The organism is Yimella radicis (genome assembly GCF_054778255.1).
The window spans coordinates 33817-58600 of record NZ_BAAGZR010000001.1; the positions used below are offsets into that span (position 1 = coordinate 33817).

Below are 24784 nucleotides of genomic sequence, written 5' to 3' on the forward strand. Positions count from 1 at the left end.
GATGCATGCCGGGATCTCGGACGTCGAGACGCCGCCGGCTGCGAGCATTCGACTGCGCACAGCCGAGCCGTGCGACACTGGCGCGCGTGTCCGGTGCCGCAGCCTCAGGTGAGGACTCGCGGACCGTCTTTGCCACGCGGCGCTCCGTACTCCTCGCGACCACTGCCCTTCCCTTGGCGGCGTGCGGCGTTCGTCTCGAGCGGGACGCCCCGCAGATCCCCGGAGTACCGACGGCGACCCCACCCGCCGACACCGCGGTCATGCAGGAGACCATCGCCCGTCTGCGCGCGCTCAGCCGCGCGCTGTCCGGTCAGGAACCTGCCCCGTGGACCGGTCGTCTGGCTGCGCTGCACAGCAAGCAGGCCGACGAGCTCACCCGCATCGCGGCGTCTGCCGGGATCACCGTCGAACCATCACCCGTCGCTTCCTCGACCGGTGTCACCACCACGAACAGTTCGACGAGCACGCCGGTGACCACCCGCCCCGCGCCCACATCCTCCCCCGGTTCGGCGACCACGAGCAGTTCGACGATCACCGTCCACCCCGCCGGAGTGCTGGAGGCAGACGAGATCAAGCCCGGACGCTTCGGCGCGGTGATCCGTGCGAGCGCGCAGCACCGGCCGGTACTCCTGGCGGTGCTCGCCGGGCACCGCACGGGGGCGCGTCTGCTCGGAGCGGTCGACTCGCCCGCGATCACCGGCTTGTCCGCCACGTCCGCCGTCACGGTGCTCGGACCGGTGCGCACAGCCACCTACGCCGCCGAGGTGCTCATCGCCAAGACCCAGGTGAAGCAGCGCGGCGATCTGGCCGGTCTCCTTTCCTTCCTGTACGCCGAGCGGATGCGGCTGGGCTCCGAGGCAGGGTCACGAGCACCCGCCGAGCAGCTGAGCTACGCGCTGCCCGCGGGCTCGGACGACCCGACCCGCGCCCGGACGACGATGGCCCACCTGCTGGGATCGTGCGTCGTCGCGGCGGCGAGCGTCAGCGGTGAGGAGCGCGACCCTGGCGGGGCACGGCGCACACTGGAGCTGTGGGGCGACCTGGCGGCCGCAGCCTGGACCTGGGGCACGGCGCCGACCACCTTCCTCGGGCTGAAATGAGTCTGATCCCGGAAACCTTCGCTTCTTCGATCGCCGGACGTGAACCGGAGCCGTACGTCGGCGGCGATGCCTGGTTGCGCACCCTACCCGCGACGCTCGACAGCCTGCTCGACGACTGGCAGCTGACGGTGGACGGCGAACCGATGTTCGGTGAGTGCGCACTCGTTCTTCCCGTCGCGGGCGCCGGCGAACAGTCCGTACTCAAAGTGACTTGGCCCCACCTCGAAGCGTCTACCGAACATCTGGCGCTGCGGGCCTGGGACGGCGACGGTGCGGTGCGGCTGCTGCGCGCCGATCCGCGGCGATGGGCCATGCAGTTGGAACGCCTCGACCCCACCGACCTCACCAGCGTCCCGGTGCTCGAGGGATGCGAGGTCATCGGCGACCTGATGCGTCGACTGGACCGGCCCGCTCTCCCACAGCTCACCACACTCAGCGACCTGAGCAGTCAATGGATCACGTTGTGCAGCAACGGGTCCGCAGCAGTTCCACGACGCTTCACCGAGCAGGCCGCATCCATGGTGCGCGATCTGCAGCACGACGATGTCGACGCCTCGCTGATCCACCAGGACCTGCACTTCATGAATGTCCTTGCTGCGGGGCGGACCTCTTGGCTGGCCATCGACCCGAAGGCGCTTGCCGGCGAATGGGAATTCGCCGTGGCGCCGGTGCTCTGGAACCGCGACGACGTCACGGCAGCCGCGCACCACGTCCGGTCGCACCTTCGGCTGCGCCTGGGAGTCGTCTGCGAGGCGGCCGGCCTGGACGAGGACCGCGCCGCCGCATGGACCTTCGTCCGGGTGATCGTGAACGCCCTGTGGGGGTCGGACTCCAAGGAGTGGGTGACCCGGATGATCACGATCGCCAAGGCGATGACCGACTGACCTACTACGCTGCGTAGGTCCCGCTCTTCTGTTCGACGAACGGCGGATTAGGCTCGGACCACGAGGCTCGAGGGGGACGTACGTCCGCCCGAGCGAACGCACGTCGGAAGGAACACCGTGAGCATTCCCTCGACCCCCGGCAAGACCGGCCGTGAGCGGCTCGCTGAGGTCAAGGAACTTGAAGCCAGGCAGGCCAAGCAACGCAGGATGCTCGCCCTGGTGGCCGGTGTCGTGACCATTGCGGTGCTGGGCGTGGCGATCTTGTGGTTCGTGTCGCAGGGCAACAAGAAGAAGGAGAGCGAGTCCGCCGAGCAGCAGGCCCGCAACTCCCAGTTCATCAAGACGCTCACCACCATTCCGGCTGCCACCTACGACAAGGTCGGGTTCGGCGCGGCGACCGGCGTCCCGAGTGCGACCGACGGTCCGCAGGACAAGGTCGGGGACAAGCCACGCGTCCTGTACGTCGGCGCCGAGTTCTGCCCGTTCTGTGCGGTCGAGCGGTGGTCGCTGGTGTCGGCCCTGTCGCGCTTCGGCACCTGGGACGGTCTGGCCGGCGCTGTGTCCAGCCCGAACGAGGGTGCGATGTCGAACATCCAGACCGTCACCTTCAAGGACGCGACCTACACCAGCAAGTACATCGCGTTCAAGGGGTGGGAAACCAAGGACCGGATGGGCGAACCGCTGCAGACGATGTCGGACGCCGACTCGACCCTGGTGAGCAAGTACAACGACCGCGGATCCATCCCGTTCGTTCTGATCGGCGGCAAGTCGACCACGCAGGCCGCGACCTGGGACGGACGCAGCCTGCCGGGCATGACCAACACAGAGATCGCCGAGCAGATGGCCGACCCGAACAGCGCGATCTCCAAGGGAGCTGTCGGCGCGGCCAATGTCTACTCGGCGCAGATCTGCACGCTCACCGGGCGGCAGCCGGCGAACGTCTGCAACTCCGCGGGAGTGAAGGCGGCCGCAGCGAAGCTCGAGGTGAAGTGACGCAGGTCCGCGCGGCGCGGTGGTCGGTGCCCGGTTGGGTACCGACCACCTCGTTCGCACTCAGCGTGCTCGGGTTGCTGATTTCGGCGTACCTGACCTACGAGCACTACACCGGCTCTGATTCGTTGTTCTGCGCCGAATCCTCGACGGTCAACTGCCAGACGGTCACTACGAGCAAGTGGTCGTCGCTGTTCGGCCTGCCCGTGTCACTGCTGGGACTGCTTTTCTTCGTCGCGATGCTCGTGCTGTGCCTACCGCAGGTCTGGCGTCGTGCTCCGCGTGCCGCCGACCTGACGCGGCTGGCCGCGCTGGCCGTCGGCGTGCTGATGGTGGGTTATCTCATCTGGGCCGAGTTCATGTGGATCGGTGCGATCTGCCTGTGGTGCACCGCTGTTCACGTGATCACGTTCGTGCTCGCGATCGTCGTGGTACTCGGCGAGATCCTGCGCGAACCGGCTCCTGAGCCCGCTCAGACCAGATCGAACTGACTCAGCACGTCGTAGCCGATCCGGAGGATGAACGCGCTCACGACGACGACGAACACCAACCGGACGAACCTCGCGCCCTTCGCGACTGCCGTCCGCGCACCGAGGTAGCCACCGGTCATGTTGGCGGCGGCCATCGCCAGGCCCAGCTTCCAGAACCCGGCGCCCTGCGGGATGAAGATCACCAGAGAGGCGAGGTTCGTGGCGAAGTTGGCGATCTTCGCCTTCGCCGACGCCTCCAGGAAGGCGTATCCCAGCAGACCGACCAACGCGAACACCAGGAACGAGCCGGTGCCCGGCCCGAGCGCGCCGTCGTACATGCCGATCGTGAACCCGGCACCGGCAGCGAGCACGGTGTGCTTGCGGCCGGTGTGCCGAAGCATCGTCGTCTGACCCAACGCCGGCTTGGCCACGGTGTAGATCATCACTGCGACGAGCGCGATCAGGATGATCGGGTTGAACGAACTGCGCGGCAGGTGCGAGGCGATGAGCGCACCGATCAACGATCCGGCGAACGCAGGAATCGCCAGTGCCAGAGCCGTTCTCGGATCGGGTCTGACCCGTCGCCAGTAGGTGACACTGCTGACGGTCGTGCCGGCGATGGAGGCCATCTTGTTGGTGGCGAGCAGGTGCACCGGCGCAGCGTGCGGGAAGGCGATCAGCAGCGCGGGCAGTTGCACGAGCCCTCCCCCGCCGACGACCGAGTCGATCCACCCGGCCGCGAGGGCTGCAACGACCAGCAGGATGAAGACAGTGGTGGAGATGTCGTCCATCAACGCCACCGCTCGACGTGGTCGGCGACCTCGTCGATGGTCTGGACGACGGCGTCCGGCTCGACCTCGACCGGCACCTGCTGCTCCCTCGGGATATCGCTGTGCGGCACCAGGATCGCCTTCATCCCGACCTGCTTGCTGCCGTGCACGTCCTCGAAGGGTCGGTCACCGACGTACGCGCAGTGTTCGGGAGCGACACCTACGGCGTCCGCAGCTGCCCGGAAGGCGTCCGGATGCGGTTTGGCCCACGGGATCTCGGACGAGTAGACGTCACCGTCGATCAGGTCGAGCACGCCGTCGCGTTCGAAGATGCCGCGGTGGTGCTCTCGCGACCAGATGGTGTTCGACAGCACGCCGATGCGAATGTCCATGTCGCGCAGACGTTCCCACATCGGACGCACCAACGGGTCGGTGTAGGTGTGCTCGTCCCAGAATGCCAGGTGCGCGGCGAGTCCGGCCTCGTGCCGAGCGTCGGTGGGGTCGACGCCGGCGTCCCGCAGGATGCTCTCGACGCTCGCGCTCGTATGTTGCTCACGGGCACGCGCCCACGCTGCCTGTCCGGCGGTGACGATGCGTCCGACCATCTCCTGCGGGTCGGGCACACCCCACGCCTGCGCGTAGCCGAGCCACTCACGTTCGTAGTCGATGTCGCCATGCCACGGGGTGAGCGTGCCGCCCCAGTCGAAGATGACGGCGCGGATCACGCGCCCGCGACCTCGCCCTTGACCTCGCGCAGCACCTCGGTGACCGAGCCCTCGACCGGCACGTCACGTCGGTCGCCACTGCGACGGTCCTTGAGTTCGACCGTTCCGTCGGCCAAGCCCTTGCCCAAGACCAGGATCGTCGGCACACCGATGAGTTCGGCGTCCTTGAACTTCACACCGGGCGACACCTTGAGGCGATCGTCGTACAGCACGTCCAGACCCTGGGCTTCGAGTTCGTTCACGATCTCGGCGGCCTTGAGGAAGACGGCATCGTCCTTGCCCGTGGCAACGACATGGACGTCGGCCGGCGCGACCTCGCGGGGCCAGACCAGACCGATGTCGTCCAAGTTGTCCTCGGCGATCATTCCGACCGCGCGAGTGACACCCACCCCGTACGACCCCATCGTCACGGTGACCAACTTGCCGTTCTCGTCCAGCACCTTCAGCCCGAGGGCCTCGGCGTACTTGGTGCCCAACTGGAAGATGTGACCCATCTCGACGCCGCGGGCGAGGGTGAGGGAACGCCCGTTCGGGCCGAGGTCACCTTCTCGCAGCTGAGCCGCTTGCACAGTGCCGTCGGCGGTGAAGTCGCGGCCGTACACCAGGTCGAGCACGTGCTTGCCGTGCTCGTCGGCGCCGGTCACCCACGCCGAACCCTCGGCGACGCTCGGGTCGAGCAGGTAACGGATCCCGCTCGCCTTCTCCTCACCGAGCACGCCGGGACCGATGTAGCCCTTCGCCAGCATCGGGTAGCGCTTGAAGTCGCTCTCCTCGAAGGGCTCGATCTCGGCCGGGGCGACCTTGGTCTCCAGCCGCTTCGGGTCGACCTCACGGTCACCGGGCAACCCGACAGCCAACGGCTCGCGGGTGCCGTCCGGGTGGGCGAGCATGACCAGCACGTTCTTGAGGGTGTCGGCGGCGGTCCAGGACCGGCCGTCCTCGCGGGGGTGGTTCGCGTTGAGCGCGGCGACGAGCGTCTCGATGGTCGGGGTGTCGGGGGTGTTCTCGACGTGGGCCGGACCGGCGGTGATCTCGACGGCCGGGGCCTGCGGCACCTCGACCGCCTCGACGTTCGCGGCGTAGCCGGCGTCGTCCCGGACGAAGGTGTCCTCACCCAGGTCGCTGACCGCAAGGAACTCCTCGGACGCCGAGCCACCCATCGCGCCGGCGTCGGCCTGCACGATGACGTACTCGAAGCCGAGCCGGTTGAAAATCTTGGTGTACGCGTCGCGGTGCGCGTCGTAGGACTTCTGCAGGCCCGCTTCGTTGATGTCGAAGGAGTAGGAGTCCTTCATGATGAATTCACGACCCCGCAGGATGCCCGCCCGCGGACGCGCTTCGTCGCGGTACTTGTTCTGGATCTGGTAGAGCGACAGCGGCAGGTCCTTGTACGAGGAGTACATGTCCTTGACCGTGAGGCAGAACATCTCCTCGTGCGTCGGCCCCAGCAGCATGTCGTTGTCGCGCCGGTCCTTCAGGCGGAACAGGTTGGGGCCGTACTCGGTCCAGCGGTTCGACGCCTCGTAAGGCTCGCGCGGCAGGAGCGCGGGGAACTGCACCTCCTGGGCACCGATCGCGTCCATCTCCTCGCGGATGATCGCCTCGACCTTGGCGCGCACCTTCAGACCCAGCGGCAGCCAGGTGTAGATGCCGGGGGCCGCGCGGCGGATGTAGCCGGCGCGCACCAGCAGCTTGTGGCCCGGCAGTTCGGCGTCGGCCGGGTCCTCGCGCAGGGTTCGCAGGAACAAGGTCGACATGCGCAGTGCCACGGGCGGATCTCCAGATGTTCGTGGGTGTTGTTCGTGGTGGCTCTCGGGCCGTCCACCAGCCTATCCGTCCCCCCGCCCCTGCCGAATCCGTAGTATCGGTCAGGCGGGAAGGGCTCGTCGCGCGATCGAACGGACGTCGGCGGACGCCGGCAGGGTGCCGTACACGCCGCCCCACTCCCCCGCGACGCGGCTGGCGACGAAGGCGTCGGCCACCTCGCCGGTGGAGTGCTGCACCAGGAGGGATGCCTGCAGGAGCACGGCGAGCCGGGCGGTGAGCGAACGGGCACGGCCCTGAGCGGTGACCAGATCGGACGACGCAACCTGCAGATCAGAAAGCGCGCTGTCGACGGCGCGATCGAGCACCTCGTACTCCCCTGCCGCACAAGCCATTTCACGACGCCATGCCTCGACCGCTTCCGGCGATTTCGCGAGCACACGCAGCAGATCCAGTGCGTTGACGTTGCCGCTGCCTTCCCAGATGGAGTTCAGCGGCGACTCCCGCACCAGCAGCGGCATGCCCGACTCTTCGGCGTAGCCGTTGCCGCCCAGGCACTCCATCGCCTCGACGGTGACGGTCGGCGTGCGCTTGCAGACCCAGAACTTCGCCAGCGGTAGCGCCATGCGACGTAGCGCGATCTCGTGCTCGTCGTGCGGCTGCTCGACGGCGCGCGCCAGACGCAAGGCCAGGTGCGTCGCGGCCCCCGACTCCAGCGCGAGATCGGCGATCACGTTGGTCATCGCCGGCTGGTCGATGAGGGTGGCTCCGAAGGCAGCCCGCTGGGAGACGTGCCAACTCGCCTCCGCGACCGCCCGTCGCATCAACGCCGCGGAACCGAGCACGCAGTCGAGCCGTGTCGCCGCGACCATCTCGAGGATCGTCCGGACGCCCTTGCCTTCGTCCCCCAGGCGCTGGGCGTACGCGCCGTGGAACTCCAACTCGCTGGACGCGTTCGACCGGTTGCCGAGCTTGTCCTTGAGCCGCACGATGCGCACGTCGTTGAGCGAACCGTCCGGGCACACCCGCGGCAACACGAAGCAGCTGAGTCCGTCGGGCGCCTGTGCGAGCACGAGGAAGAGATCGTTCATCGGCGCCGAGGTGAACCACTTGTGCCCGGTGAGCCGGTACGACCCGTCGTCCTGGCGGTCGGCGCGTGTCACGTTGGTGCGCACGTCGGACCCGCCCTGCTTCTCGGTCATGCCCATGCCGGCGAGCAGGCCGCGCTTGGTGTGCGGTTCGCGCAGCCCGAAGTCGTAGCTGGTCGACGCCAGGAGGTCGGTCCATTCCTTGGCCAGCGCGTCGTCGGAGCGCAGCGCCGGCACCGAGGCGTACGTCATCGTGATCGGGCACCCGTGGCCCGGCTCGAGCGGGGTCCAGGCGATGTAGCCGGCCGCGCGGCGCAGGTGCGGCAGCGGCTCGTCGCTCACCCACGGCGTCGCGCCGAGACCGTGGGCGATGCCGCGACTCATCATGTGGTGCCAGCTGGGGTGGAACTCCACCTCGTCGATGCGGGTGCCGAACCGGTCGACCGGGCGCAACGCGGGCGGGTGCTCGTTGGCGAGCATCCCGTGCTCGCGGGTTTCGGCCGACCCCGCCTCGAGGCCGAGTTCGTCGAGCGAATCGAGTAGCGCGTCGGCGTGATCGCCCGCCTGGGCGCGCACCGCGGCGACGAGACCGGCATCGCCTCGGACGGCGTTGTGCCCGACGAGCGGCCGCGGCTGGTTGATCGGGTTGCGCTGGAAGACATCGGTGCTCACCCGTCGAAGGGTAATTTGCCCGCCGCGCCGTCCACGCCTCGGGACTTATTCTTGACTCATTCCAGAAAACTTGAGAGGTTCGAGTCGTGACCACCCCGACCGAGCTGCTGCGTGATGCGCAGTTGCGCGTCACCCGTCCGCGGGTGACCGTGCTCGAGGTGCTGCGCGACCATCCGCACGCCAGCGCGGACGCCGTCGCACAACAGGTGCGCGCGGCGATCGGGACGGTCTCGACACAGGCCGTCTACGACGTCCTGCACGCGCTGGAGAGCGCGTCACTTATCCGCCGGTTCGAGCCGGCCGGATCGAGTGCGCGTTACGAGTTGCAGGCACACGACAACCACCACCACCTGGTCTGCCGCCGCTGCAGCACGATCACCGACGTCGAGTGCGGCACCGGCATCCGCCCGTGCATGGACGCCCCTGACGACCACGGTTTCGCCATCGACGAGACCGAGGTGACCTATTGGGGCCTGTGCCCCGAGTGCAAGTCGCTTGACCCCTGATCCGTTCGAGCTATCCACCGACGCAACAAGATTGCGCAACGAAGGAGAGATGGAATGACCGTCGAAGGACCCCGGCAGGACGCCGGTAACACCAAGCCGTTGACCACCGTCGCCGGTGCACCGGTGTGGGAGAACCAGAACAGCCTCACCGCGGGCGCCCGCGGCCCGATGCTGCTGCAGGACGTGTGGTTCCTGGAGAAGCTCGCCCACTTCGACCGTGAGGTCATCCCGGAGCGTCGTATGCACGCCAAGGGTTCGGGCGCCTACGGCACCTTCACCGTGACCAACGACATCACCAAGTACACCGGCGCGAGCATCTTCGCCGAGGTCGGCAAGAAGACCGAGATGTTCGCCCGTTTCTCGACCGTCGCCGGCGAGCGCGGCGCGGCCGACGCCGAGCGCGACATCCGCGGCTTCGCGCTGAAGTTCTACACCGACCAGGGCAACTGGGACCTCGTCGGCAACAACACCCCGGTGTTCTTCTTCCGCGACGCGCTGAAGTTCCCCGACCTCAACCACGCGGTCAAGCGCGACCCGAAGACCAACATGCGCAACGCCGAGAACAACTGGGACTTCTGGACCAACCTGCCCGAGGCGCTGCACCAGGTGACGATCGTGATGTCCGACCGCGGCATCCCGGACGGCTACCGCCACATGAACGGCTTCGGCAGCCACACCTACTCCTTCTACAACAAGGAGGGTGAGCGCTTCTGGGTGAAGTTCCACCACCGCAGCCAGCAGGGCCTGAAGAACCTCACCGACGCCGCCGCCGGTGAGATCGTCGCGGCCGACCGCGAATCGAGCCAGCGCGACCTGTTCGAGGCGATCGAGCAGGGCGACTTCCCCAAGTGGAAGCTGTTCGTGCAGATCATGCCGGAGGCCGACGCGGAGAAGGTGCCCTACCACCCGTTCGACCTCACCAAGGTGTGGCCGAAGGCCGACTACCCGCTGATCGAGGTCGGCGAGTGGGAGCTCAACCGCAACGCGGAGAACTACCACACCGACGTCGAGCAGGCCGCGTTCAGCCCGGCCAACGTCGTGCCCGGCATCGGCTTCTCGCCCGACCGCATGCTGCAGGGACGTCTGTTCTCCTACGGTGACGCCCAGCGCTACCGCCTCGGCGTCAACCACCACCAGATCCCGGTCAACTCCCCCAAGGGTGCGCCGCAGGTCAACTCCTACCACCGTGACGGTGCGATGCGCCTGTCGGCCGAGCCGACCCCGGGCATCAACCCGAACAGCTACGGCCGGTGGGAGGAGCAGCCGCAGTTCCGCGAGCCGGCTCTGAAGATCGACCCGCTCGCCGACCGGTTCGACTTCCGCCAGGACGACGCCGACTACTTCAGCCAGCCGGGCCAGCTGTTCCGCAGCTTCACCGACGCGCAGAAGCAGCGCCTGTTCGAGAACACCGCCCGGGCGATCAGCGGTGCCTCGGCCGAGACCATCGAGCGCCACATCGGCAACTGCACCAAGGCCGACCAGGCCTACGGCGCGGGCGTGCGTGCGGCGATCGACGCGCTCAACGCCGGTGAGGCCCCGAAGGCCGGCACCGAAGACCTCGAGTACGGCCCGGAGTTCGACGGAGACCTGCTCTGAGCCAGCGGGAACTCACGCCGGAAGAGCGCGAGCGCGTCGTTGCGCTCGCGCTCGACCTGGCGCGTGCCGGACGCGGTGACGAACTCCTGGAGTTCGTCGACCACGGCCTGCCGATCGACGTCGTCGACGGCGACGGCAACACCCTGCTGATGCTCGCGGCGTACCACGGTCACTCCGACACCGTCCGCCGGTTGTTGACGGCGGGCGCCGACCCGAACCTGCGCAACGGACGTGACCAGTCGGTCGTGGCCGGCGCGTTGTTCAAGGGCGAGCGCGAGATCGTGCGTCTGCTCGTCGAGGCCGGCAGCGACCTCGACGCCGGCACCCCGACCGCCCGCCAGGCGGCCGAGATGTTCGGTCAACAGGCCTTGCTGGACGGCTGAAGCGGTGCCAGCGAACGCCCACTCGGTCTTCGGGTGGGCGTTCGCTGTGTCCGGGTAGGTTGATCCGGCGATGACTTCCCACTCCCCCGCCCCCTTGCGCCTGCGCGGCCACACCTTCGACGCGTCCCGCCCGGCGGTGATGGCGATCGTCAACCGCACGTCGGACTCGTTCTGGTCGGGCAACCGGCACTCCTGCCTCGAGTCAGCCCTGCACGCCCTGGACGCCGCCGTCGCTGCCGGCGCAGACATCGTGGATGTGGGCGGGGTGCGTGCCGGCCAGGAGGGCGATTGGGTGGATGACGCCGAGGAGATCGAGCGCGTCGTACCGTTCCTGCGCGCTGCCCGCGAACGACACCCCGATCTCGTCCTCTCGCTCGATACCTGGCGATCGTCCGTCGCACGCGCCGCCGCGGGGAACGTCGATCTGATCAACGATACGTGGGCCGGACACGATCCCGAACTCGTTTGCGTCGCAGCCGAACTCGGTGCCGGCTACGTGGTCTCGCACACCGGTGGTCTCCCGCCGCGCACCGATCCCGTCGCGATCCGGTACGCCGACGAAGGTGTCTCACGGGAGCAGGAGGACGCTGCTGTGGTCACCTCGGTCGTCCGCACCTTGCGTGAAGGCGCCGAACGCGCGGTCGCCCAAGGCGTCGCGCCTGAACGGGTGCTGATCGATCCGACGCTCGATTTCGGCAAGACCACCCACCATTCGTTGGCCGTGCTGCGTGCCACTGCTGAGATTGTCGCCCTTGGTTTTCCTGTGCTGCAGGCGCTTTCGCGCAAGGACTTCGTGGGCGAGACGCTCGATCTTCCCGCTGATGACCGCTTGGAGGGAACTCTCGCGGCGACTGCAGTCGCCACCTGGCTCGGCGCGACCGTGTTCCGCGCCCACGACGTCCGAGCCACCCGACGCGTGGTCGACATGGTGGCTTCGATCCGCGGTGATCGCCCGCCTTCCGTTGCCCGGCGCGGCGAACCACCCGGTGGCCCAGGGGTTCGGCTTCGCTAGTGCCGCTCCGACCACACCCAGCGGATCATCGGCCACTGCAGCGGCAGGCGCGCGATCGTCGCGGCAGCCAGCGCGTTACGGGTAGGACTCGGACGACGACGAGCCGCAGATGCAGCATCGGCTGCCATCTTCACGTTGGCGGGAAAGACCGCCGCCAGCAACGCCGCAGACGCGACAGCTCCGACTCCCCGGGTGCGAGGCACGACAAGTGCTGCGGCACACGCGAGTTCGGCGACACCGGACAGATGCACGAGCGTCCTCGGGTTGCCCAAGAAGCGCGGCACGATCGGCTCGAAGACCTGCGGTCGCACCAGATGGGTCACACCCGAGGCGGTGAAGGCGATCGCGATACTGCGGGCTCCACGGGACAGTTCGCTCATTCGCCGACAGTACCGCCCGGCGTCCCCCACAATTTCAGGACCAATGCAGTTCGAGTTCGCGCTGGTGGAAGGCTGCCAGTCGCTCGGCTGCGTCGTGCACGGCGGTGCGCTCCTGCGATGAGAGCCGAACATCGGCTGTCACCGACACGATCACGTGTTTCGGCGCGACCTTCCGCTTGAAGGTGCCGACATCGTCGAGTCCGGCGATCACCACCCCGCCGCCGGCTTCTGACACCTGCCTGGGCCGGTCCGCGTCGGGACCTCGCCGAACGAAACCCGTTGTGGGGTAGGTCAGTTGGGCCTCGTCGAAGGTGGACAACAGGTAGGCGTCCTGAGCTCGCGTGGTGCGAGCGCTGACCGACGGGTCGAAGTGGAGCGTCTCCCCCTCGCATTCGACCGCACCCAACCGCTCACCGAGGTCGACGATGGCCGCCCGGATCTGCGTGAGGGTCAGACCGCTCCAACGCTGCAGGTCCCGTTCGGACGCGGGCCCGTGTCCGGCATAAAACCGTTGTGCGAGGCGCCGGACCGCTTCGTCCGGATCGAGCTCCTTGTCGTGCGCGACGACGTCCTCGACCAGTTGATACGTGTGTTCGGTGCCACGCGGCGGACCCGAACAGATGACGGAACGCACCTCGGCGATGAGCAGCTGGTGCCCGATCTGTTCGCCGGACGCCGGTAAACCATTCCGTGCGAAGTGTCGCTGAATCTCCTTGCGGGTCAGCGTATTCCCTCCAACCAGCAGGTTGCTGAGTGCTTCCGAAGCTCGGCTCAGGCGCCGTGCGTCCAGGCCGAGTCCACGGTGGCGAGCGGCGAGACTCGACTCGACCTTCGGCCCGGTCAGGGCCTGGATCCATCGCAGGTCCTCGGGTGCGACGAAATGCCAGGTCGGTCGCAGGATGTGCGTACGCACCCAACCTCCGGCGCGCTGTTCGTCCAGCACGGCGTCGTAGGTGGACGAACGCGTCCGCATCGCCAGTGAGTGCGCTGTCAGTGGAGCGTCCTGGGCCTGCACGCAGACCAGCAGGCGCACTGCGTCCGAACCGGTTCGAAGCTCTGAGCCGGACAGCCGTTGGGTGGCCAGCCGACGCCGGAGCACCCAGTCACGCGTCACTCGCCGGGGCATCCGAGCGTCCGAGTCATGTCAGAGGATGACGGTCGCGAACGTGTCGCGATGCTGGAAGCCGACGCGTTCGTAGGTGCGGACAGCTGAGGTGTTGAAGTCGTTCACGTAGAGCGAGGCCGTCGGCGCGTGCTCGCCGAGTACCTGTTCCACCACGGCTTTCATTGCCGGTGCGGCCAGGCCGTGCCCGCGCAGTTCGGGCGTGACCCACACACCCTGTATCTGCGCAACGCCGAGCGCGAGCGACCCGACGTCCGCCTTGAAGACGACGCGTTTGCCCTCGACGATCACGTAGGTGTGGCCTTGCCGGATCAGCGAGGCGACCATCCGTCGGTACTCGCGATCGGAGCCGTAGAACGGCGGGTAACCGATCTCGCTGGTGAACATGTGCGCCGCAGCCGGAACGACCAGGTCGAGTTCGCTCATGGTCGCCGGGCGGACACGCTGGTCGGCGGCCACCTCAACGTTGAGATCATCCGCGGTCAGCGCCATCAGCGGCTGCTGCTCACGCACGGAACGCGGTGTGCCCCAGTGTTTCTCGAGCCGGTCCCAGAGTGGCAGCACCTGCGACGCGAGCCCGAAGACCGAACTGCTGCGTCGCCGGTAGCGGCGCAGTTTGCCGGCGTAGGCGTCCAGCTCGCCCTCGTCGAGATTGATCGGCACCACGTTGGCCGACGTCCAGCACATCGACCTCAGGTCGTCACCGCCGCCCATGGCGATCACGTTCTGGGCCGCGTACTCCCCACCCGAGGCCAGGCGCGCGGCGACGAACACGTTGGCCACCGGATCGGTCGCGGCCAGGCGCAGCGCGGCGTCCAAGTCCTCGGACCGAAGCGTGGCCGGTGGCCGGAACGTACGAAGCACCCCCTCAGCCTGCCAGCCCGGCGCCGCCGACGGGCGCGAACGCCGATGTTGCCTTGCCGATACCGTGGCGCGCATGACGACCGATCAGCCAGATGCCAACACGCCGGTCGGTACGCCGGTCCACGTCGACTTCCGTAAGTACGACGGTCGTGAGCACTGGCAGGAGCACTACTTTCTGCTCGGCGTGGACGAGATCGGGACCTGGTTGGGCATGCGCGCAGGCACGCCCTTCGCACGGCCCGGCGTGGACGTCACGGCACGCACCGACACGGTGCGACTCCTGCCCCACCAGGCGCTCTGGGCCGCCTGCTACAACGCACCCGACCCGACCGGACAACTGCGGTCCCGCACCTACGTCGATATCACCACGCCGGTCAGTTGGACGCGCACCGACGAAGGCTTCCGGGCGACTCTCGCCGACATCGACCTGGACGTGATCGAGCGTTTCACCGGTGAGGTGTTCATCGACGACGAGGACGAATTCGAAGCGCACACAGTCGCATTGAGCTACCCACCGGAGCTCGTCGACGCGACCAGACGTACGGCGGACGAGGTCTTCGGCGCGGTCCGCGATCACCGGCCGCCCTTCGACGGCACCGGTGAAGCGTGGCTGGAGCGGATCAACGATCTCCCGGGCTGACGAACCCTGATTCGTAGGCGAACACCACCGCCTGCGTCCGGTCGCGCACACCGAGTTCGGCCAGCACGGACGCCACATAGGTCTTGACTGTTTCCAGGCCGAGGAACAGTTCCGGCGGCGCGGATCGTCGATCGTCCGACCGCGTGGGTCGCCACGCTGACGGCGACCATGGGTGCTGTGAGCCTGGCTGCGGTGGTACCTGTGGGCCCGGATGCGGCGCGAATGTTCGGCATCGAAGGCGTGCTCTCGTTCGTTGCTGCCGCGGGCCTGTTCGTGCTGGCGACCGGCCGTGCCCAGGTCAAGGCCTGGGTGCCGGTGCTCGCCGCCTTCACCGGCACCGGCGCCTTGTTCGCCTGGGGCCTGTTCCAGGCAGTGGTCACCATCGTGCCGAACGACCTGGCGACCGGCCTTCTCGATGTCGGGCGTACGTCAGCCCACCGTGACGGTGGGCGCACCTGCGCCGTCCTCGTCGATCGGTTCGCCCATCTCCTCGGCGATCCGCATCGCTTCTTCGATGAGGGTCTCCACGATCTGGCTCTCCGGAACGGTCTTGATGACCTCGCCCTTGACGAAAATCTGACCCTTGCCGTTGCCGGAGGCGACACCGAGGTCGGCCTCGCGAGCCTCACCCGGACCGTTGACGACGCAACCCATCACGGCGACGCGCAACGGGACGGTCAGGCCCTCCAGGCCGGCGGTGACCTCGTCCGCCAGCGTGTAGACGTCGACCTGCGCACGCCCACACGACGGGCAGGAGACGATCTCGAGCTTGCGCGGCTTGAGGTTCAGGCTCTGCAGGATCTGGTTGCCGACCTTGACCTCCTCGACCGGGGGCGCGGACAGCGAGACGCGAATGGTGTCGCCGATGCCCTTGGACAGCAGCGAGCCGAACGCGACCGAGCTCTTGATGGTGCCCTGGAACGCCGGGCCGGCCTCGGTCACACCGAGGTGCAGCGGCCAGTCGCCGCGCTCGGCGAGCAACTCGTAGGCCTTCACCATCACGACCGGGTCGTTGTGCTTCACCGAGATCTTGAAGTCATGGAAGTCGTGCTCCTCGAACAGCGACGCCTCCCAGACGGCCGACTCGACGAGCGCCTCCGGGGTGGGCTTGCCATATTTCTCCAGCAGCCGCTTGTCGAGCGATCCGGCGTTGACGCCGATGCGGATCGAGACACCGGCTGCCTTCGCGGCGTCGGCGATCTGCTTCACCTGATCGTCGAACTGCCGGATGTTGCCCGGGTTGACGCGCACCGCCGCGCAGCCGGCGTCGATCGCGGCGAAGACGTACTTCGGCTGGAAGTGGATGTCGGCGATCACCGGGATCTGCGACTTCTTCGCGATCGCCGGCAGCGCGTCGGCGTCGTCCTGGCTCGGGCAGGCAACACGGACGATGTCGCATCCGGTGGCCGTGAGTTCGGCGATCTGCTGCAGGGTCGCGTTGATGTCGGTGGTGGGCGTCGTGGTCATCGACTGCACCGAGATCGGCGAATCGGAACCCACCCCGACCGACCCGACCTTGATCTGCCGGGTCTTGCGCCGCGGTGCGAGCACCGGGGCCGGGGCGGAAGGCATGCCGAGCGAGATCGGGATAGAGGTCATGACGCCCATTATCAACCCGCGCTGGTCACGAACCGAATCCGCGCGCCGCGCGGCCCGGCGATCCGTGTATCAGGCGTCCGCCGACTCGCGGATGAACACGTAGAGCCGCACCTTCGTCGGTCCCTGGTCTGCCGCCCATCGCTCGACGGCCGGCACCGGACGCCGCAACTGGACGACGGCGACAAATCCATCCTCGGCAGGCGAAACTCCGACGCTCTCTATCTCTTCCGCGGCTTCCGTGGGCACCTGCATCGCACTCGCACTAGCGACATCTAAGTCGGTGCCTTTTCCCGGTTGAGCGTCCCATGCCGACGTCTCCGGGTGGTCAACCCTCTCGACAAAGAGCCCCTGCTCGTCCAGGTGTCCGGTGAGCCGCACCGCACCGTTGCCGACATCGGCCAAGTCCACAAGGGAGTCGCGAATCATTACGGTTGACGATTCACCTCGCGTTTCCGCAGGCGACGAGGAGATGATGCGGGGCCCTAGAAGCCACCCCGTAACGATTACCCCTTCTCCTGCAACCACAGCTGCCACTTTCCTGCGTTCGCACCGCTCGTAAGCTTGAGACACTTGTACGAGATGATGTTCGGGTCCGCCTGGTAGGCCGCTCCAGCGCTCAGACACGACGATTGCGACGCGTAGTAGCCCCACGGATACCACTGAGGTTGAGGTCCCTGCTCCACCAACTGGATCGCGTGAACCGAGGGTCCGGAGGCGTAGGACGCCGAGGGCCCGCCAACCAGCAGACCCAAGACTGCAACCACCACCGCAACTAGACTCGTACCCAACCTTCCCCGCATCGCTCACTCCCCGACCCGTTGTCAAAAATTGTGTACTGATAATGAGCGGAGGCGAGGTCACTGTCAACAGCGGCGTCTCCTTCCGCCATCAACCGAAACCTCGGTCGCGCCAGGCGCCGGTAGTTACCGAAAACCTCAGTTGCCGAGTTTCACCGGGTTGACGATGTCGGCGTACGCGAGCAGCACGAACATCACGATCAGCACCAGCGAGACGCCGTACGCGATCGGCATGCCCTTGGCCGCGTCGGCGTAGATGCGTCCCTTCACTCCGCGGGCGCGCAGGACCGGGCGCTTGATCGCCTCCCAGATCGCGGTGGCGATGTGGCCGCCGTCCAGCGGCAGGAGCGGCACCAGGTTGAACACGAACAGCGCCATGTTCAGCGCGGCGAGCATCATCAGCAGCATCGCGAACTTGTCCATCAGCGTGATCTGCTGGATGTCGGCCACCTCGCCGGCGATGCGGCCGACGCCCACGACGGACACCGGTCCGTTGACGTCGCGTTCACCGCTGCCGAACGCGGCGTAGAACACACCGACCATCTTCTGCGGGATCTTGACGAAGATGGACGCGGTCTTGGCCAGGGTGTCCCACACGATGCCGGGAGCGGCGGTCAGCGGACGTCGTTCGTCGACGATCTTCGCCGCGCCGATGGAGGCGCCGATCACGCCGACCTCGGCCCGCTCGCGCTGACCCTTCCAATCCAGGACGGGAGCGCCGTCGGCGTCGATCTTGTCCATCGTCCGGGCGACGGGAGTGACGGTGATCGCCTGTTGCCGGCCGTCGCGCAGCACCACGATCTCGACCGGCTTCCCGGCGTGCGCGCGGATGGTGTTGATGGCCTCGGTGCCACCGGTGATCCGGCGTCCGCCGATGGAGACCAGTTCGTCATCATCCTTGAGTCCCGCGACGGACGCGGGTGCTCGCTCGGCCGGCGCGCAGGTTTTCACCGCGGCGTCCTGGCACTGCTGAACGGTGTAGATCTTGGCGGCCTTCTCCGTCGGCAGGCCGATGCCGCACGCGACGATCGTGAGCAGTACGCCGGCGATGACCAGGTTCATGAACGGTCCGCCGAACATGATGATCAGCTTCTTGTGCGTCGGCAGGTCGTAGAAGACGCGGTGCTGGTCGGCGGGCGAGACTTCCTCGTGCGCGGCGTTGCGCGCCTCGTCGACCAACTGGCTGAAGCGTCCGGTGGACGATGCACGGACGCGGATGGTGCCGTCAGGGAGCACTTCGTCCTCGGGCCGCGGCGGGAACATGCCGATCATCCGGATGTAACCGCCGAGCGGGATGGCCTTGACGCCGTACTCGGTCTCACCCTTGCGCTTGGACCAGATGGTCGGACCGAAGCCGACCATGTACTGGGTGACCTTCACCCCGAATTTCTTGGCCGGGGTGAGGTGGCCGATCTCGTGCAAGGCGATCGACGCCCCGACACCGAGGATCATGAACAGAACGCCGAGCAGGAACATCACGCGCGGAAGTCTCTCACGCGTTCATGTGCACCGCCGTCGCGAACGTGGAGCCTCGACTGCGCAAACCGCGGGTTGTGAGTCCCTGCCTGTGCAAACCGCGGCGCCACTGCCGCGGTTTGCACAGCTGGGTTACGCCGAACCGCGGTTTGCACAGTTCAAGCCGGTCGTCGGTCGAGAAGTTCGTTCGCACGGGCGCGGGCCCAGGTCTCGGCGTCCAACACCTGCTCGACGCTGAGTTCGCGCTCGGTCTGTGCGTCGTGCTCCCCGACGACGCGGGCGACAGTGTCGACGATGTCGGTGAAGCTGATCCGGCGGTCGTGGAAGGCCTCGACGCATTCCTCGTTGGCTGCGTTGTAGACGGCCGGGTAGGTCGAGCCCGCGCGTCCGACCTGGCGGGCCAGTTGCACCGCGGGGAACGCCTCGTCATCGAGCGGGGCGAACTCCCAGGTGCTGGCCTTCGTCCAGTCGATCGCGGTCTCGACGTCGGCCACACGGTCGGGCCATCCCATGCCGAGCGCGATGGGCACCATCATGGTCGGCAGTCCGATCTGCGCGACGACCGCACCGTCGACGAACTCCACCATCGAGTGGATGTACTGCTGCGGGTGCACCACGACGTCGATGTCGTCGATCGGCACGTCAAACAGCAGGTGCGCCTCGATGACCTCCAGCCCCTTGTTGACCAGCGTCGCCGAGTTGGTGGTGATGACCTTGCCCATCGCGAAGTTCGGGTGCTTGAGGGCTTGCTCCGGCGTGACGTCCTGCAGTTGCTCGCGGCTCATGCCACGGAACGGCCCGCCACTGGCGGTGACGACGAGCTTGCGCACCTCGTCGCGCCGTCCGGCCAGCAGCGATTGCGCGATGGCCGAGTGTTCGCTGTCGACGGGGACGATCTGATCGGGCCGCGCGAGCGCCTTGACGATCGGCCCACCGACGATGAGCGATTCCTTGTTGGCGAGCGCCAGGGTCGAATTCGCTTGCAGCGCAGCGATGGTCGGGACGAGACCGATCGAGCCGGTGATGCCGTTGACGACCACGTCGGCGCCGCAACCGGCAACGATGGACGCCGCCTGGTCGCCCTGCAGCACCTGCGTCGCGCCGGGCTGCTTACCCATCGCCCGACAGGCCGCGATGATGCGCTCGTCCAGGTCGGTTCCCTGGCGAGCCACACCCACCAGCGGCACCTCGAACTCCGCCGCCTGCTTCGCGATGAGGTCGAGATCCGATCCGCCGGCACTGAGCGCGACGATGCGGAACCGGTCGGGGTTGTCGCGGACGATCCGGCACGCCTGGGTGCCGATCGAACCGGTGGAACCGAGCAAGGCCACGGTGCGAGGAGAAGTCACGCGGTCATTGTGCCGCCTGGACCTGCCGGCCCCGCAGAAGCATCGTCGCCGACGGTCGGCAGAAGCGTCACGATGCGGTGCACGATGCGGTCGAGGTCGACGGGTTCGAGTTCCACCTCCCCCGGCTGCTGCGGTGCCACATCGGTGAGCCAACTGCCACGGGTGCCGCCGAGCACACCGATGAGACGTCCGCGGGGCCCACCCCGCAGGTGCAGGGTTGCGTCGAGACGGAACTGACAGTCACCCCACGGTTCGGCCGCGTCGACCACGCGCATCGGATTGCCCTGTGCGGCAAGCGGTTCGAGCGGGATGATCCAGTCCCGCACAACGTCGTCCACCGCGGCGGGAGCGGCGAGCCCGAACTCATGCACACCGTCCGCGCTGACATCCTCGACCACGAAGAAGCCGTCGCAGCAATGCAGGTAGCGAGCAGCCCACAGGTCACGACGTAGGTCGGATGCGATCAGGACGAGCGACGCGTCCGCCTCTCGTCTGCAGCGCAGCAGGTCGAGGATCTGCTCCGGGACGCCGATGGACCCGTCCTCGGCCATCGCCCCGTGAGCGAAGAGGGCACGCTGAGCGACGGTCATTGCGACCGACCGGGCGTCGGTCTCCAGTACGTCGAGGAACGGAAGTGCGACGACGTGATGGTCGCCGCCGAGCAGCACGAGCTCCTCGTCGGTCAACCGCAGCGGGGGTGACTCGGTCATCGCGGCACGCCTACCTCGGCTGGGGGCGGCGGATACCACTTCAGACCGCGGAACCCGGCAGGTGGCGGAGCGGGCGGACCCATGGGCGGCGGCGCAGGACGCAACGGTGCGGGTGGGCGACGCCTTGCCGCATCTCGGTGCGGTGGCCTGGTCGCCAGGTATTTGATCAGCATGGCGGCAGGAACGTCCTGCTCGACGTGCTCGAGCAGAATGGGTGGAAGCTCCTCGGTGAGCCAATCCTCGTTGTCGTAACTGGCATTCGCGCCCTTCCACACCACCCACGTCCCGATCGCGATGGCACCGGGCAGCCGAGCAGAGGTACGCATCGCGATGACGCCGCCGATCTGTGCCAATCCCGCCAGGCGGGTACCGGCGTCGCGCCACCCGGTGTAGCCACCACCGGTCTTCACGTCCTTGATGCCCGGTCGCGCTGCGTCGAGGATCCCGACGACCGGAGTCAGCGGCCCGAGCAGTCGTACCACTCGTCCACCACCCGGCACCCGGTCGAGGTTGCCGGTGATGAAACCCTTTTGCAGTTTCTGGGTGGCTTGCGTGTGCGCGGCGGTCTGGTTCGGCGTGAGGGTCGGCTTGCGTTCGAGGTGGATGACGGTGACGGCGGCACGGCCTTTTGTGAGTGCCGCGATGGATGCCTTCGCCAGACCGACGCGGCGAGCACCCAAGTGCCACAACGCTTCCGGCGGGTCAGCGCGATCGAGCCCGGTACGGAAGGTCGACACAGCACGGCGATGCCTCAGCCACAGATCGTCGTGCCGTCGCGTGAGATCACCGACGGCGCCCTGCGCCTTCGTCAGTTCCTTCTGTGCTTGGGCCGTGCTCAACGGATCCGTGGCAACCCGGAGCTCGGACCGCAACACCCGCACGTCGAACTCGGCGGCGACGATCTTCCGACGCAGTTCCCTGTCCTCGGCCTGATGGCGGTCGAGGGTGTCGGCATACGTACGCACCACACCCGCGACGACACGCAGCGCAGCAACCGCTCGATCGACGTCCTTGCCGTAGGTCACGAACGTACCCGCGAACGACATGGACCCACTCCCGTCCCAGTTCGCCAGCCCGGCGTGCACCGCGTTGCGCTGACTGCCTCGTTGCACGCTCAGTTCGTCCGCCCGCCCGGTCAATGCGGTTGCCGCCTTGCGCAGAACGCCGGGATCACCCTCGATCGGACGCCGCATCACTGCACCGATCGCATCGCGGCGAGGACGAGTGCTTCGTTCCGGCTGTACGCACCACCCGCCGTCGCGAGGCTGTCAGCGAGGCAGCCGCCACCGTCGACGAGCATCCTCAGTGCCAGTTCCCATTTCGTGGCGAGGTTGAACGAGAGGCTGGAGCATCCCTCGTCCCCACAGGCACCGTCGACCGCGATCAACGCGTTGCGCACACCGCCGGGCACCTGCAGCACCTGGTTGGTGGCCTGTCGCAACTGACGTGAACTCGCTTGCAGGTCAAGCGGATCGACCGAGTACTTCATGAACATCCCTTTCGTCCCGTCGACGAGAGGGAGGCTAGGACGATTACGCCTGACGCGTTTCGGTTATCCCCAGGGGCGCACTCGGACGGTCGGAACGATCGATCACGGCGGCGACGATCAGCGCCTGCGCAGCGATGTAGGTGAGCATCACCCAGAAGCTGCGGTGGAGCAGGTCGACGTCAGCGAACGCGTCCAGCGCGATGAGCGAATCGGACAGCATGAAGATCGCACCACCGACGCCCGCGTGAGCGCCGAGTCCGGTCGAGAGCATCGCCATCACCGCGAGCGCCAGCCCGTAGACGATCACCGGAGCAAGCATCACGCCGGCGCCGGGGGCGCACCACACGACGAGCACGGCGAACGCAGCCAGGTAAGGCAGACGCGGCCAGCACCGCCGCCACGGCGGCGCGTTATCCCGATGCGGCCAGAACGCGCGGATGTAGGCGCCCTGGGCCACCAGAAAGGCTGCGACGAGGCAGAGGAAGGCAGGGTCACCGTCCACGAACCGCGGCAGCGTGTCACCGAGCCAGGAGAAGAAGAGCGCGACGCTCGCACCACGAACCAACGGTCCCCGGTCGGTCGTGCTGGTGAGCAGCACTGCGGCCAGCGCAGGCATCAGCAGCACCTGCGTGATGTCGCTGACCAAGCTGTCGGGCACGACCAGTTGCGAGACCAAATGCAGGCCCGCCACCAAGCCGGCAGCCGCGGCGGCGACCCGCGAGCGAGAATCTCGCCCGATCCCACGTACGATCGAGCGCAGGCTCACAGAGCCAGGCCGACGTACTTGGTCTCCAGGTACTCCTCGATGCCTTCGAAGCCGCCCTCACGACCGAAACCGGACGCCTTGACGCCGCCGAAGGGCGCGGCTGGGTTGGACACGATGCCCTGGTTGACCCCGACCATCCCGTATTCGAGCGCCTCACTCATGCGGATCGCTCGGGAGAAGTCCTGGGTGAAGAAGTAGGCGACGAGTCCGAACTCTGTCTCGTTGGCGCGGCGGACGACGTCGTCTTCATCGGTGAAGGTCTGGATACCGGCGACCGGACCGAAGATCTCCTCGGCCGCCATCCGGGCGTCGCCCGGCACGTCGGTCAGCACGGTCGGCGTGAAGAAGTGGCCCTTGCCCTCGGCGGGCTTACCACCGGTGACCACCTTGGCGCCGCGCGACGTGGCGTCATCGAGCAGTTCCTGAACTCCCGCAACGGCTTTCGCGGTGATGAGCGGACCCACGGTGACGCCGTCGTCCATGCCGTTGCCGACGGTCATCGCGTCCATCTTGGCCGCGAACTTCTCACTGAACTCCGTCGCCACCGACTCGTGCACGAAGAACCGGTTGGCCGCGGTGCAGGCCTCACCGATGTTGCGCATCTTGGCCAGCATCGCGCCCTCGACGGCCTTGTCGATGTCGGCGTCCTCGAACACGATGAACGGGGCGTTGCCGCCGAGCTCCATCGAGACGCGCAGCAGCTGCTCGGCGGACTGTTCGACCAGCTTGCGGCCCACGTTCGTGGAACCGGTAAAGGTGAGCTTGCGGGCGCGCGAATCGCGGATCAGGGGTTCCATCACACCGCTGGAGTCGGACGTGGTGATGACATTGATGACGCCGGCGGGCACACCGACCTCCTGCATCAATTGCGCGAGCGCGAGCATCGTCAGCGGTGTCTCGGACGCGGGTTTGATCACCATCGTGCAGCCCGCCGCGAGTGCCGGACCGATCTTGCGAGTGCCCATCGCGAGCGGGAAGTTCCACGGCGTGATCATCAGCGAGGGTCCGACCGGCTGCTTCATCGTCACCAGGCGGGTCGCGCCGTTGGGCGCGGTCGACCAACGCCCGGAGATCCGCACGGCCTCTTCAGCGAACCAGCGGAAGAACTCCGAGCCGTACGCGACCTCGCCCTTCGCCTCGGCGAGCGGCTTTCCCATTTCGAGCGTCATCAGCTCGGCGAAGTAGTCGGTGCGCTCGACCAACAGGTCGTACGCCTTGCGCAGCATCTCACTACGATCACGCGGCGCGGTCTTGGCCCAATCGGACTGTGCCGCAGCGGCGGCCGCAAGCGCTGCCTCACCATCGGCGACGGACGCGTCCGCCACCTTCGCAAGCACTTCTTCGGTGGCGGGGTTGTGCACGTCGAGCGTTCGTCCACCTTCGGCGTCGCGCCACTCGCCACCGATGAAGAGTTGGTTCCTGACCTGGGAAACTGCCGATTCACTCATGGGATCCAGTATTGCGCCGAAGTGAGCCGGCTTACATCCAGGGTGTTGTCGTGACCGGACGGATGAGGGCTGTCGAGCGCAGTCCGGCATCGCCATCGCGCGACATCCACCGCACCTACTGAAATGCACCGAACCCACTACGCATGCGCAATGGGTTCGGTGGCAAGTAATGGGGCTCGGTTG

The 24784-nt window shown here is 67.4% G+C and carries 25 protein-coding genes; 9 read left to right on the plus strand and 16 right to left on the minus strand.

What is annotated here, in order from left to right; genetic code table 11:
- Positions 1–86: 86 nt before the first annotated feature.
- The 4 genes from ACYU8W_RS00165 (at position 87) to ACYU8W_RS00180 (ending at position 3465) form a co-directional block, all read left to right on the plus strand.
- Positions 87–1100, plus strand: a complete 1014-nt coding sequence (locus tag ACYU8W_RS00165; RefSeq protein ID WP_499465650.1) for a hypothetical protein — start codon at positions 87–89, stop codon at positions 1098–1100.
- Positions 1097–1984, plus strand: a complete 888-nt coding sequence (locus tag ACYU8W_RS00170) for an aminoglycoside phosphotransferase family protein (RefSeq protein WP_499465652.1) — start codon at positions 1097–1099, stop codon at positions 1982–1984. Before ACYU8W_RS00165 ends, ACYU8W_RS00170 begins: the two co-directional genes overlap by 4 nt.
- A 117-nt stretch (positions 1985–2101) precedes the next feature.
- Positions 2102–2977: a DUF929 family protein gene (locus ACYU8W_RS00175; RefSeq protein ID WP_499465654.1), complete on the plus strand. Its 876-nt coding sequence runs from the start codon at positions 2102–2104 to the stop codon at positions 2975–2977.
- Positions 2974–3465: a vitamin K epoxide reductase family protein gene (locus tag ACYU8W_RS00180; protein ID WP_499465656.1), complete on the plus strand. Its 492-nt coding sequence runs from the start codon at positions 2974–2976 to the stop codon at positions 3463–3465. The genes ACYU8W_RS00175 and ACYU8W_RS00180 overlap by 4 nt, the downstream gene beginning before the upstream one ends.
- Here the strand turns inward: ACYU8W_RS00180 and ACYU8W_RS00185 are convergent.
- The 4 genes from ACYU8W_RS00185 to ACYU8W_RS00200 all read right to left on the minus strand — a co-directional run bounded on the left by ACYU8W_RS00185 (position 3447) and on the right by ACYU8W_RS00200 (position 8463).
- Positions 3447–4235, minus strand: a complete 789-nt coding sequence (locus ACYU8W_RS00185; RefSeq protein WP_499465658.1) for a sulfite exporter TauE/SafE family protein — start codon at positions 4233–4235, stop codon at positions 3447–3449. The two genes, ACYU8W_RS00180 and ACYU8W_RS00185, sit on opposite strands and share 19 nt — an antisense overlap.
- Entirely contained in the window at positions 4235–4939 is a 705-nt protein-coding gene (locus ACYU8W_RS00190) for an HAD family hydrolase (RefSeq protein WP_141928873.1), read from the minus strand. Before ACYU8W_RS00190 ends, ACYU8W_RS00185 begins: the two co-directional genes overlap by 1 nt.
- Complete coding sequence (locus ACYU8W_RS00195; RefSeq protein WP_499465660.1) at positions 4936–6696, minus strand: proline--tRNA ligase; 1761 nt, start codon at positions 6694–6696, stop codon at positions 4936–4938. The genes ACYU8W_RS00190 and ACYU8W_RS00195 overlap by 4 nt, the downstream gene beginning before the upstream one ends.
- 111 nt (positions 6697–6807) lie before the next feature.
- Positions 6808–8463, minus strand: a complete 1656-nt coding sequence (locus tag ACYU8W_RS00200; protein WP_499465662.1) for an acyl-CoA dehydrogenase family protein — start codon at positions 8461–8463, stop codon at positions 6808–6810.
- A gap of 86 nt (positions 8464–8549) precedes the next feature.
- On the opposite strand from ACYU8W_RS00200, the gene ACYU8W_RS00205 reads away from it, so the two are divergent.
- From ACYU8W_RS00205 to folP, 4 genes are all read left to right on the plus strand, one after another.
- Positions 8550–8969: a Fur family transcriptional regulator gene (locus ACYU8W_RS00205; protein ID WP_499465664.1), complete on the plus strand. Its 420-nt coding sequence runs from the start codon at positions 8550–8552 to the stop codon at positions 8967–8969.
- Between the two features lie 54 nt (positions 8970–9023).
- A complete protein-coding gene (locus ACYU8W_RS00210; protein WP_129625592.1) occupies positions 9024–10565 on the plus strand; it encodes a catalase in 1542 nt (513 codons plus the stop codon).
- Positions 10566–10621: 56 nt separating this feature from the next.
- Entirely contained in the window at positions 10622–10948 is a 327-nt protein-coding gene (locus tag ACYU8W_RS00215) for an ankyrin repeat domain-containing protein (RefSeq protein WP_342771369.1), read from the plus strand.
- A 70-nt stretch (positions 10949–11018) separates the two neighbouring features.
- Entirely contained in the window at positions 11019–11960 is a 942-nt protein-coding gene (gene folP, locus ACYU8W_RS00220) for a dihydropteroate synthase (RefSeq protein ID WP_499465666.1), read from the plus strand.
- Here the strand turns inward: folP and ACYU8W_RS00225 are convergent.
- From ACYU8W_RS00225 to ACYU8W_RS00235, 3 genes are read right to left on the minus strand one after another with little or no spacing between them, the layout of a single operon-like run.
- On the minus strand, positions 11957–12340 hold the full coding sequence (locus ACYU8W_RS00225; RefSeq protein ID WP_499465667.1) for a DoxX family protein: 384 nt from the start codon (positions 12338–12340) through the stop codon (positions 11957–11959). The two genes, folP and ACYU8W_RS00225, sit on opposite strands and share 4 nt — an antisense overlap.
- A gap of 34 nt (positions 12341–12374) precedes the next feature.
- A complete protein-coding gene (locus tag ACYU8W_RS00230; RefSeq protein WP_499465669.1) occupies positions 12375–13466 on the minus strand; it encodes a winged helix DNA-binding domain-containing protein in 1092 nt (363 codons plus the stop codon).
- A gap of 18 nt (positions 13467–13484) precedes the next feature.
- Positions 13485–14327, minus strand: coding sequence for a GNAT family N-acetyltransferase (locus ACYU8W_RS00235; RefSeq protein ID WP_499465671.1), 843 nt, complete (start codon positions 14325–14327; stop codon positions 13485–13487).
- Positions 14328–14400: 73 nt separating this feature from the next.
- Here ACYU8W_RS00235 and ACYU8W_RS00240 point away from each other — a divergent pair, with 73 nt between their 5' ends.
- Entirely contained in the window at positions 14401–14967 is a 567-nt protein-coding gene (locus tag ACYU8W_RS00240) for a DUF402 domain-containing protein (RefSeq protein ID WP_129625586.1), read from the plus strand.
- Between the two features lie 429 nt (positions 14968–15396).
- Here ACYU8W_RS00240 and ispG read toward each other — a convergent pair whose 3' ends face one another.
- The 9 genes from ispG to ACYU8W_RS00285 all read right to left on the minus strand — a co-directional run bounded on the left by ispG (position 15397) and on the right by ACYU8W_RS00285 (position 24601).
- Positions 15397–16539 (minus strand): flavodoxin-dependent (E)-4-hydroxy-3-methylbut-2-enyl-diphosphate synthase, encoded by a 1143-nt coding sequence (gene ispG, locus ACYU8W_RS00245; RefSeq protein ID WP_499465913.1) that lies wholly within the window; start codon positions 16537–16539, stop codon positions 15397–15399.
- A gap of 96 nt (positions 16540–16635) precedes the next feature.
- The gene (locus ACYU8W_RS00250) at positions 16636–16968 is read right to left on the minus strand and encodes a hypothetical protein (RefSeq protein WP_129625583.1); all 333 of its coding nucleotides are present in this window, start codon (positions 16966–16968) and stop codon (positions 16636–16638) included.
- A 533-nt stretch (positions 16969–17501) separates the two neighbouring features.
- A complete protein-coding gene (locus ACYU8W_RS00255) occupies positions 17502–18839 on the minus strand; it encodes a M50 family metallopeptidase (RefSeq protein WP_239702849.1) in 1338 nt (445 codons plus the stop codon).
- 158 nt (positions 18840–18997) lie between these two features.
- A complete protein-coding gene (gene dxr / locus ACYU8W_RS00260) occupies positions 18998–20188 on the minus strand; it encodes a 1-deoxy-D-xylulose-5-phosphate reductoisomerase (RefSeq protein WP_499465673.1) in 1191 nt (396 codons plus the stop codon).
- Positions 20185–20898 carry a hypothetical protein gene (locus ACYU8W_RS00265; protein ID WP_499465675.1) on the minus strand — a complete coding sequence of 238 codons (714 nt, stop codon included), beginning with the start codon at positions 20896–20898 and terminating at the stop codon, positions 20185–20187. Before ACYU8W_RS00265 ends, dxr begins: the two co-directional genes overlap by 4 nt.
- Positions 20895–22091: a WXG100 family type VII secretion target gene (locus ACYU8W_RS00270; protein WP_499465677.1), complete on the minus strand. Its 1197-nt coding sequence runs from the start codon at positions 22089–22091 to the stop codon at positions 20895–20897. The genes ACYU8W_RS00265 and ACYU8W_RS00270 overlap by 4 nt, the downstream gene beginning before the upstream one ends.
- Positions 22091–22387, minus strand: coding sequence for a hypothetical protein (locus tag ACYU8W_RS00275; RefSeq protein ID WP_499465679.1), 297 nt, complete (start codon positions 22385–22387; stop codon positions 22091–22093). Before ACYU8W_RS00275 ends, ACYU8W_RS00270 begins: the two co-directional genes overlap by 1 nt.
- A 43-nt stretch (positions 22388–22430) precedes the next feature.
- Entirely contained in the window at positions 22431–23045 is a 615-nt protein-coding gene (locus ACYU8W_RS00280; protein WP_499465681.1) for a lysoplasmalogenase, read from the minus strand.
- A gap of 104 nt (positions 23046–23149) precedes the next feature.
- Positions 23150–24601 (minus strand): NAD-dependent succinate-semialdehyde dehydrogenase, encoded by a 1452-nt coding sequence (locus ACYU8W_RS00285; protein ID WP_499465683.1) that lies wholly within the window; start codon positions 24599–24601, stop codon positions 23150–23152.
- Positions 24602–24784 lie beyond the last annotated feature (183 nt).